At 50.9% G+C, this 9,438-nt stretch carries 10 protein-coding genes; 9 read left to right on the top strand and 1 reads right to left on the bottom strand.

Annotated features, from left to right (window positions below; all coding sequences use genetic code 11):
• The 4 genes from AC1HCM_RS05950 to AC1HCM_RS05965 form a co-directional block, all read left to right on the top strand.
• Positions 1 to 780, top strand: a 780-nt coding sequence (locus AC1HCM_RS05950; protein ID WP_479460853.1) for a cytochrome-c peroxidase, incomplete at its 5' end; no start/stop codon positions are given.
• A 1-nt stretch (position 781) separates the two neighbouring features.
• Positions 782 to 1,801 (top strand): metallophosphoesterase family protein, encoded by a 1,020-nt coding sequence (locus AC1HCM_RS05955; protein WP_479460854.1) that lies wholly within the window; start codon positions 782 to 784, stop codon positions 1,799 to 1,801.
• Positions 1,802 to 1,817: 16 nt separating this feature from the next.
• Positions 1,818 to 2,291: a c-type cytochrome gene (locus tag AC1HCM_RS05960; protein ID WP_479460855.1), complete on the top strand. Its 474-nt coding sequence runs from the start codon at positions 1,818 to 1,820 to the stop codon at positions 2,289 to 2,291.
• Between the two features lie 36 nt (positions 2,292 to 2,327).
• A complete protein-coding gene (locus tag AC1HCM_RS05965; RefSeq protein WP_479460856.1) occupies positions 2,328 to 2,738 on the top strand; it encodes an NUDIX domain-containing protein in 411 nt (136 codons plus the stop codon).
• On the opposite strand, the gene rnr is transcribed toward AC1HCM_RS05965, so the two are convergent.
• Positions 2,710 to 4,827: a ribonuclease R gene (gene rnr, locus AC1HCM_RS05970; protein ID WP_479460857.1), complete on the bottom strand. Its 2,118-nt coding sequence runs from the start codon at positions 4,825 to 4,827 to the stop codon at positions 2,710 to 2,712. The genes AC1HCM_RS05965 and rnr overlap by 29 nt on opposite strands.
• Before the next feature lie 45 nt (positions 4,828 to 4,872).
• On the opposite strand from rnr, the gene AC1HCM_RS05975 reads away from it, so the two are divergent.
• From AC1HCM_RS05975 to AC1HCM_RS05995, 5 genes are all read left to right on the top strand, one after another.
• Positions 4,873 to 5,637 carry a motility protein A gene (locus tag AC1HCM_RS05975; protein ID WP_479460858.1) on the top strand — a complete coding sequence of 255 codons (765 nt, stop codon included), beginning with the start codon at positions 4,873 to 4,875 and terminating at the stop codon, positions 5,635 to 5,637.
• Entirely contained in the window at positions 5,637 to 6,338 is a 702-nt protein-coding gene (locus AC1HCM_RS05980; protein WP_479460859.1) for an OmpA/MotB family protein, read from the top strand. The genes AC1HCM_RS05975 and AC1HCM_RS05980 overlap by 1 nt, the downstream gene beginning before the upstream one ends.
• Positions 6,339 to 6,346: 8 nt before the next feature.
• A complete protein-coding gene (locus AC1HCM_RS05985; protein ID WP_479460860.1) occupies positions 6,347 to 7,021 on the top strand; it encodes an OmpA/MotB family protein in 675 nt (224 codons plus the stop codon).
• 23 nt (positions 7,022 to 7,044) lie between these two features.
• The gene (locus AC1HCM_RS05990) at positions 7,045 to 7,284 is read left to right on the top strand and encodes a hypothetical protein (RefSeq protein WP_479460861.1); all 240 of its coding nucleotides are present in this window, start codon (positions 7,045 to 7,047) and stop codon (positions 7,282 to 7,284) included.
• 42 nt (positions 7,285 to 7,326) lie between these two features.
• Positions 7,327 to 9,438: putative bifunctional diguanylate cyclase/phosphodiesterase (locus AC1HCM_RS05995; RefSeq protein ID WP_479460862.1), on the top strand; the 2,112-nt coding region annotated here is incomplete at its 3' end.

Raw genomic sequence — 9,438 nt, forward strand, 5'->3', positions numbered from 1 at the left:
AGGGTGAAAACCCTTGAGGAGCAGGCATCAAAGCCGATAGCCTCTCCCTTTGAGATGAACATGAACTACGACCTGCTGGAGGAAAGGCTGAAGGCTATCCCCAAGTACAGAGAGCTCTTCAGAAAAGCCTTCCCCAGGGACAGGGAACCGATAACAATAGAGAACGTCACTAAAGCCATAGCAGCCTTTGAGAGGACCATAGTCTGCAACGACTCCCCCTTTGACCTCTACATGAGGGGGGATAAGGAGGCTATGGACGAGGTTCAAGTAAAGGGCATGAAGCTCTTTATAGGAAAGGCTGGGTGCGTACAATGCCACAACGGTCCCAACTTCACCGACAACAAGTTCCACGTTACGGGGGTTCCCAAGAACAGGGTTGAGGACGATGCCCTCGTTAAAGCAACGAGGAACTTCGTGGTAAGACAGGCGGGCTTTAAGAACCCTGAGAGGTTTGACAGGGACCTCGGGAGATACTTCATAACCAAGGACAGGAAGGATATGGGCTCCTTCAAAACGCCCACCCTCAGGAACGTGAGCCTTACACCGCCGTACATGCACAACGGAGTTTTCAAGAGCCTCAGAGAGGTTATTGAGTTCTACAACAGGGGAGGCGGTGACGTTCCCAACAAAGACCCAAGGCTAAAACCCCTCAACCTCACCGAGGATGAGAAGGAGGCTCTCTTAGCCTTCCTGGAGGCTCTCACCTGCAACACCGTTCCGGAGGTTGAGGAGCCCGAGCTACCAGCCTACGAAGGGGAAACTGTCAAGGGAGGTGGTTAATATGAGGATAAGCAGACGTAAGCTCTTCAAGGTATCAGCCAAGGCGGGTGTAGCCGCAATAACAGCCTCAGCGCTATCACCCCTGATGGGGGTTGTGAACGTGGCTGAGGCAAGGAGCTCAAGGAGGAGCAAGCTCCAGCCCTTTAACTTCGTCGTGATAGGGGACACCCACCTGTACGAGATGCCCAACCACAGGTTTGACAAGACCTTCTCAAGGGCTATTGACGATATCCTGAAGATGAGACCCAGGCCTGACTTCGTCCTCTTCATAGGGGACTTAGCCCAGTTCGGTAAGGCAAAGGAGCTGGAGAAGGGGAAGAGGTTCCTTGACAGGCTGAAGAGGGCTGGAATCAAGTACTTCATAATACCCGGAGAGCACGACTGGTACCTTGACATGGGGAAAACCTGGAAGAGTATGTTCGGGAAACCCTTCTGGAGCTTTGACCACAAGGGAGTCCACTTCATAGGAATGAACTCCATCCTTGTGGAGGACTACTGGACCGCGAGGAACATGAGCCCCGAGGAGAGGATGCTTGCCATAGCCGAGCTTGAGTGCCATATATGCGGTCTCTGGGGCGTAGGAGAGAGACAGCTTGAGTGGCTTGAAAAGGATGTGAAAAAGCTTTCCCCCGACACTCCCGTAGTGGTCTTCACCCACTCACCCCTATGGGAGTACTACCCGAGATGGAACTTCCAGACGAAGGACGCTCCCCAGATAAGGGAGATACTCTCCAAGTTTGAGAAGGTGATAGCCATCCACGGTCACGTCCATCAGGTCGTTTACAACAGGACGGGCAACATGGTTCACATAGGAAACCTTGCCACAGCTTGGCCCTGGCCCTATCCACCCGTTGAGCTTCCCTATCCGAAGGTCAGGATGCTGAGGGTTGACCCGGGTGATATATACGACGGTGTGGGCTTTGCGAGCACATATATAGACGAGACATTCCTCGGAACGATGAAGTACCACACCTGGGCTGAGCTCATACCTGATGAGTTTAAGGATGGTGTTCCACTTTGATTAGGGAGGTGGTGATATGAGGTTCTTGAAGGCTGGTGCACTGCTTGGAGCGGGAGTTTTTGTAGGGCTTTCTGTGAGCCTATTTATGAACATCGCTGAGGCAAGAAAGCCCTTCTCTCAGGAAGACCTAAAACTCATGAACGAAGAGCTGATAGCTCTGGTCAAGAAGGGGGACGAGCTCTGGCACAGCCCCAAGCTCGGGAAGAACGGGCTCACCTGTGCCAACTGCCACCCTGACGGGGCGAACTCAAACCCCCATACCTTCCCCAAGTTTCAGGACAACGTGGGTAAGGTGGCAACCCTCAGGGAGATGATAAACTGGTGCATAAAGAAGCCCCTTGAGGGGAAGGAGCTTCCCGAAGACAGTGAGGAGATGAAGGCTCTGGAGGCTTACGCCATATACATGTACAGGGGATATCCCCTCAAGCCGGGGGACAACACGAGGGAGTACCCACCTGTGAAGGTGAAATCCGGTCCAGGCTATCCCTGATAGGATCTCCTCCCCTCCTTTTATAATTCCTTTTTTATGGAGATAAGGACGCCCCTTCTCGCCACGGATGTGATAATAAGGCTCTGGGAGGGAGATAGCTTCAGGGGAATAGTTCTCATAGAGAGGAAGAACCCTCCAAAGGGGCTCGCCCTGCCCGGAGGCTTCGTTGAGGTGGGGGAGTCGGTTGAAGAGGCTGCGGTCAGGGAGATGAAGGAGGAAACTGGTCTTGAGGTTAGGCTGTCAGAGCTTTTGGGGGTCTTCTCAAAGCCCGACAGGGACCCGAGGTTTCACGTTGTCTCTGTGGTCTTTATCGGAGACTCGGAGGGAGAGCCGAAGGCTGGCAGTGACGCAAAGGAGGTGAAGGTATTCAAGCTTGAGGACATTCCCTTAGATAGGCTTGTCTTTGACCACAGGGATATCATTCTTCGTTTTCTTGGGCGAGGGTGAGCTCTATCTTGCCCCTCTCCTCATCAACCGCGAGCACCTTTACCTTAACCGTATCACCCAGCCTGTAAACCTTGCCCGTCCTGACACCAACAAATCTGTGGGCGGGCTCGTCAAACACGTAGTCGTCGTCGGTAAGGGTGCTTATCCTGACAAGACCCTCAACGAGGGTCTCCTTTATCTCAACAAAGAAGCCAAACTGAACAACCCCGGTTATGACGCCCTCAAAGACCTCACCGAGCCTTGTCCTCATGTAGCGGGCTTTCAGTATGTCTATAGCTTCCCACTCAACCTCATCGGCGAGCCTCTCCTGGGCTGAGAGGTGCTCTCCAGCTTCCTCAAGGTAGTCTATCCATTCTTCGTAGTCCAGCTCCTCCCCTCTGAGGGACGCCTTCAGGAGCCTGTGGACGATGATATCGGGATACCTCCTTATGGGAGAGGTAAAGTGGGCGTAGTATTCGGAGGCAAGACCGAAGTGCCCTAAGTTGTGGGGGCTGTACTTTGCCCTGCTCATGGAGCGGAGAGTAAGAAACCTTACTAACTGCTCCTCGGGTCTTCCCTCAAAGTCCTCTATTATCTTCTGGAAGAACTTGGAGCTGAGCTTCTTGGGCTTCTTAACGGGGTAGCCGAGGCCGTTGAGTATCTCAATAAGGTTCTCAACCCTCTCCTCATCGGGAGGCTCATGGACACGGTAGAGACAGGGGTAGCCTGTGTTCTCAAGGTGTAGGGCAACGGTCTCGTTCGCCGATATCATGAACTGCTCAATTATCCTGTGGGCGATGTGCCTTTCGTAGGGGACCACGGCGGTTGGCTCTCCGTACTCGTCAACTATCACCTCAGCCTCTGGAAGGTCAAAGTCTATGCTTCCCTTCTCCCATCTCCTTCTGCTGAGGATACGGTAGAGGTTCTCCATAAGCCTGAGGGGCTCAACAACGTGAGGGTACTTCTCCTCAAGGGCTGGGTCTCCAACTATGATCGCAAGAGCCTCGTTGTAAGTAAGCCTGAGCTTGCTCCTTATAACGCTTTCATATATATCGTAGAAGATGACGTCCCCCTTATCGTTGAAGACCATCTCACAGGTGAAGGCGAGCTTGTCCTCATCGGGTCTCAGACTGCACAGTCCAGCGGAGAGCTTCTCGGGGAGCATGTGGAGGGCTCTATCAGGCAGGTAAAAGGTAAAGCCCCTCTTGTAAGCCTCCTCGTCAAGAGCTGTTCCCGGCCTGACGTAGTAGGAAACGTCCGCTATATGAACGAAGAGCCTGTAGTTCCCCTCAGGTGTTAGCTCAATCGCAACCGCATCGTCAAAGTCCCTTGCCTTCTCCGGGTCAATCGTGAAGCAAACCTGCTCACGCAGGTCTCTCCTTCTGCCTATCTCTTCCTCCGGTATGCCTTCGGGTATAGCCTCAACCTCCTCCATTACCTCTGGAGGGTACTCGGTGGGCAGGTCGTACTTCCTTATAAGCAGGTCTATCCCAAGGAACTTCTTCTCGGGATGTCCTATGAGCTCCTTCACCTTAGCCCGAGGCTTTGTATCTCTGTTGGGGAAGTGGGTTATCTTGGCAACCACGACCGTCCCATCTTCGTATTTGGAGCAGTCCCTCTTGGAGAGGAGGAAGGTCAGGTGGGTGTTCTTATCAAGGGGTTCAAGGATACACTCTTTCTTAGCCTTCTTTACCTTTCCAACTATCTCGTGCCTCGCCCTCTTGAGAACCCTCTCAATCCTTACCTCCTTCTTTCCCCTGAACTCAACGACCTTTGCCTTCACCACATCCCCGGCGAGGACCTTCTGGAGCTCAAAGGGAGGTATGTATATGTCCTTCTCCCTTCCCTCAACCTCAAGGAAGCCAAAGCCAGCAGGGTAGGGTATCACCTTACCAACCACTACCTCCTCTCCCTGATACTGGAACTTCCCCCTGACTACCTTTATCTTTCCTTCGCTTTTGAGCTTCTTAAGGAGCTTCTTGAGCCTCTTCCTCTCCTTCTTCTCAAGACCAAGGAGCTTAGCTATCTGTAGAAAGGAAAGGGGCTTTTTTCTCTCCTTCAGTAATCTGATTACTTCCTTCTCGCTCAGGAGCTTCTCTTCTTCTGCCATGTGCTTTAAATTATAGGTCATATTCCGATTTATTAACTCAGTGAGATGGACCCGGGAGCATTAATAGGGATAGGCGGCGCCTTCATAATGATAGTCATCTCTATTGTCATAGGGGGTAGTCCGGCTGCCTTCATAAACATACCCTCAATATTCATAGTCGTAGGGGGTGGAATGGCGGCAGCTCTGGGAGGTTTTCCCCTCAAGGATTTTATAAAGGGCGTTACCTCCATCAAGGATGCCTTCCTATGGAAGCCCCCCGATGCCCTTGAAACGGTTGAGTTCCTCTCTGAGGTTGCCACAAAGGTCAGGAGGGAAGGGATACTCGCCCTTGAGTCGGAGATTGACCTTTACTACGAGAGAGACCCCCTGCTTGGGGACATGATAAGGATGCTCGTTGATGGGCTTGAGCTTGAGGAGATAAAAATAAGCGCGGAAGGGGCTATAGCCCAGCTTGAGGATAGGCTCGGGACCAACGTTGCGGTGTGGGAGAAGCTCGGGGACCTCTTTCCAGCTTTCGGTATGATAGGGACCCTCATAGGACTCATACAGATGCTCAAGAACCTCAACGACCCCTCAGCCCTGGGACCGGGCATGGCAGTCGCCCTTATAACCACCCTCTACGGTGCTATTTTAGCCAACGCCTTCGCCATACCTGTGGCGACAAAGCTCAAGAAGGTAAAGGACACGGAGGTTCTGTTCAAGAACATATACCTCATGGCTATAGAGGGGATACAGAAGGGGGTAAACCCCAACATCCTCAGGCAGGAGCTCTCCATAATGCTCGGCGTTGAGGTAGCGGAAGAGGTCTGATGAAGAAGAAGGCTGAGGAGTGTCCAAAGGCTCCCGCGTGGCTCACCTCCTTCGGAGACCTGATGTCCCTGCTACTGACCTTCTTCATACTCCTCTACTCAATGAGCATAATCTCCATGGAGAAGTTCTATCAGGTTCTCAAGGGTCTGGTGGAAGCCTTTGGGGGAAGGCAGGTGATATTTGCAGAGGGAGGAGGGCTGAAGGGCTCAAGGATACCTATAGAAATGGATAACATGTACTACAGGGTTAAGAAGTTTGCCCAGCTAAAGAAGGAGATAACCCAGATAAAGGACCAGCTTCTTAGCATGGGGATAGATGCAGACTACCTCGTGACGGGAACGTGTATGAAGCTGAGGGTGAACACGAGCAGGCTCTTTCCGGAGGGGAGCGAAGAACCCTACCCGAGGGCTAAAGAGATATTCCTCAACCTCTGCGAGAGGCTCAAGCCTTACTCCCTTCCCATAACCTTTGAGGGATATACCGATAGCCAGCCGATATCAACCCCCCGCTTTCCCTCCAACTGGGAGCTCTCCGCCACGAGGGCTGTCAGCGTCCTGAAGCTCTTCATCTCCTGCGGTTATCCCAAGGATATTCTTTCGGCAGCAGGGTACGGGGAATACCACCCCATAGCACCCAACGACACACCCGAGGGAAGGGAAAGAAACAGGAGGATAGAGTTTTGCATAAAGCTGAACCCCTGAGGTGAGCTATGACTTTCAAGAAGAAGGAAGAGTGCCCAAAGCCACCGGCATGGCTTACCTCCTTTAGCGACCTTATGTCCCTTCTCCTTACCTTCTTCATACTCATATACGCCATGAGCAGTCTTGATATAGCCCAGCTTGAGAAGTTCATCTCTTACTTCCAGCCAGAGAGAAAGATGTTCGTCAGGAAGACCTCAATACTCCTTCCCATAAATCCACCTCCGAAGGAGGTCGCTATAAAGATAAAGAGGAGGATTCAGAGGATTCTCCCACCATGGGCTTTCCAGATAGTTACCACGGCGGACTTTGTAAAGCTCAGGCTCTTTGATAAGGTCTTCTTTGAGGACGGGAGCTACAGGCTGACTCCCGAGGCTGAAAAGGCTCTCACTGAGGTGGCTCAGATACTGAAGAAGCTACCCGAGGATATCTTCATCAGGGTTGAGGGTCACGTGAGCAGTCTCGCAGAGGTGAAGGACCCGCTGGTTAGGGACAAGTGGGAGCTGTCGGTAAGAAGGGCTACAGAGGTGGTCAGGTTCCTCCAGTCTCAGGGTGTTGACCCTACAAGGCTTGCAGCTGCGGGATACGGCGACCTCAGACCTCTCTACACCTGGCGCCAGCCTATCCTTCTGGAGAGAAACAACAGGGTTGAAATATACATAAGCCTGAGCAAGAAGAAGGAGTGAGGTTATATTATATGACTTAAATCATGAAGATTAGGTCTTTGAGGCTGGCAACCTTCCTCATAACCCTCTCCATATTCCTGCTTTCCCTTGGTACTGTTTACTTTCTCCTCTGGAGCATGGTAAAGAAGTCCGCCGAGGGGATGGCTGAGATGACCGCAAAGGGGATATCGCGGCAGGTCTTTTCATCCATGTATCAGATTATGAGCAGAGGATGGAAGAGAAGCGATGTGATTGAGTTTTTGAGGGCTCTGGAGGTCTCCTAAACCGACACCCCTTTGAGCGTGAACATATACAGAGGTGGCAAGGTGGTTAAGCTCTTCGGGAGCGTGCCAGAACCTCAGAGGGACGATGTAATCAAGAGGGCTTTCAAGCTCAGGTTTCCCACCTCTCAGGTCAAGGGGAACGTTTACAGGTATGCAGAGCCTGTAATGGCAAGGAGTGAGTGTGTAAAGTGCCACGTAAATGCACAGGAGGGTGACGTTCTCGGTGTTGTGGAGACAAAGATAGACATGTCATCTATGTTTTCTAAGGTCAGGAATACCTTCTTCATATCAAGCCTCTTCATCGTACCTCTGGGCATAGGAACATCGGTCTGGGTCTCCTTGCTTTTCATGAGAAGCATAAGGAGGATAAAGGAAAACGTTGAGAGCAGTGTTGAAAGCATAAAAAAGGTGGAGGATGTAGAGAAACTCGCAGAAGCGAAGATACCCTATAAAGAGTTTGAGGAGCTGAACAGGTCCCTCAAAAGTCTGGCGGAAAAGATTAGGGAGATAGCCATAGACAAAGATGTCCTTGAACTGGAGATTAACATACTTGAGAGGTTCATAATCACCCATCAGTTCATAAAGGACTGGAAGGAGTATATATCATCCCTGCTCGTTGATATAAACAAGGTCACCGATGTAAAACTCGTATTCTCAATCTTTATAGAGGATAGCTACATAAACACGGAGGTCTTTTGGCTCAAGAAGGCTGATGATGAGCTCAGAAAAGCCTTTGAGAAGAGTTTGGAAGAGCAGGTGATGAGCAAGATACCTATATCCATGGTGGGTAACAGGACCCTGAACATAAACCACAACGTAGCCTTGGAGGGTGAGAGCTTCAACGGCTTTGAAGAGGAGAAGCTGAGGATGAAGACCAAGACCCTCGTGCTGGACAAGCCCCACTTGGGAGGTGTGGTGGGTGTGGGTATAACTACAGACCTTGTCTTGGACAGGCACAGGCAACCTGTTATAGATACGGTGCTTGCCACCCTTGTAAACGTTATAGGCTCAACCAAAGCCATAAGCTCTTACATAAAAGACATTGAGTTTTACGCCATGAGGGACCCTCTAACCTTTCTCTACAACCAGAGGACCTTCTGGGAGCTTCTCAACTACGAGATTGAGAGGGCTGACCGCTTCGGGAGAAAGCTCTCCCTAATAATGTTGGACTTAGACAACTTCAAGGTGATAAACGATACTTACGGTCATGCCTTTGGGGACAAGGTTCTCAGGGAGGTGGCAAGGATACTCTCTGAGACCAAGAGGAAAGCGGACATTGCCTCAAGGTGCGGCGGAGACGAGTTTGCGATAATAGCGGTAGGCTCTGACGTTGAGCAGGCTTTCAGCCTTGCAAAGAGAATAAAGGATGCTATTGAGTCGGTTTCCTTTTCGGTAAGCGGTCAGGGGGTTGTCGTGCCGCAGGTATCTATAGGGATATCAACCTACCCCGACCATGCCAAGAATCCTAAGGACCTGTTTCTGATAGCGGACAGTATGCTCAGGAAAGCGAAAGAGGAAGGAAGGAGCAGAATAAGGGTGCCTTCTTTTGAAGACCTGAGCTTGCCCAGACACGAGCTTACAAGAAAGAGCGTACAGGTTCTGGATGCTCTAAACAGGAGGGCTATAAAGCCTTTCTTCCAACCCATAGTTGACCTGAAAACCGGCAGTGTCTTTGCAAATGAGGTGCTTATGAGGATAGGACAGGAGAACATGCCCGCAGGTGAATTTGTAGAGGCTGCAGAGAACCTTGGCGTGATAACAAGAATGGACATGATACTCTATGAGGAAGTTTTCAAGAGGATAAGGGAGGAAAACTACGATAAGAAGATATTTATTAACCTCTCGGCAAGAATGCTTACAGTTGAAGAGTTCGTAAATAGGATAAGGAAGCTGATGGAAGATTACAGGATAAAAGCGGAGAATGTTGTTTTTGAACTTACCGAGAGGGATAGCATAAAGAACCTTGAGCTCTTAGAATCCTTCGTTCGCTCCCTTAAAGATATAGGGGTCAGCTTCGCCATAGACGACTTTGGTTCGGGGTACTCTTCCTTTCACTACCTGAAGAAGGTATCTGTTGATTTCGTGAAGATTGAGGGAGAGTTTGTACAGGGTGCTGTTACGGATTGGAAGGATAGAACCTTCATTGAGTCTATA

This window comes from Hydrogenivirga sp. (assembly GCF_056450045.1).

Bases quoted from the DNA above. Each gene is read 5' to 3' on its own strand.
- AC1HCM_RS05955 (WP_479460854.1), top strand. From the start codon at position 782: ATGAGGATAAGCAGACGTAAGCTCTTCAAGGTATCAGCCAAGGCGGGT.
- AC1HCM_RS05960 (WP_479460855.1), top strand. From the start codon at position 1,818: ATGAGGTTCTTGAAGGCTGGTGCACTGCTTGGAGCGGGAGTTTTTGTA.
- AC1HCM_RS05965 (WP_479460856.1), top strand. From the start codon at position 2,328: ATGGAGATAAGGACGCCCCTTCTCGCCACGGATGTGATAATAAGGCTC.
- rnr (WP_479460857.1), bottom strand. From the start codon at position 4,827: ATGGCAGAAGAAGAGAAGCTCCTGAGCGAGAAGGAAGTAATCAGATTA.
- AC1HCM_RS05975 (WP_479460858.1), top strand. From the start codon at position 4,873: ATGGACCCGGGAGCATTAATAGGGATAGGCGGCGCCTTCATAATGATA.
- AC1HCM_RS05980 (WP_479460859.1), top strand. From the start codon at position 5,637: ATGAAGAAGAAGGCTGAGGAGTGTCCAAAGGCTCCCGCGTGGCTCACC.
- AC1HCM_RS05985 (WP_479460860.1), top strand. From the start codon at position 6,347: ATGACTTTCAAGAAGAAGGAAGAGTGCCCAAAGCCACCGGCATGGCTT.
- AC1HCM_RS05990 (WP_479460861.1), top strand. From the start codon at position 7,045: ATGAAGATTAGGTCTTTGAGGCTGGCAACCTTCCTCATAACCCTCTCC.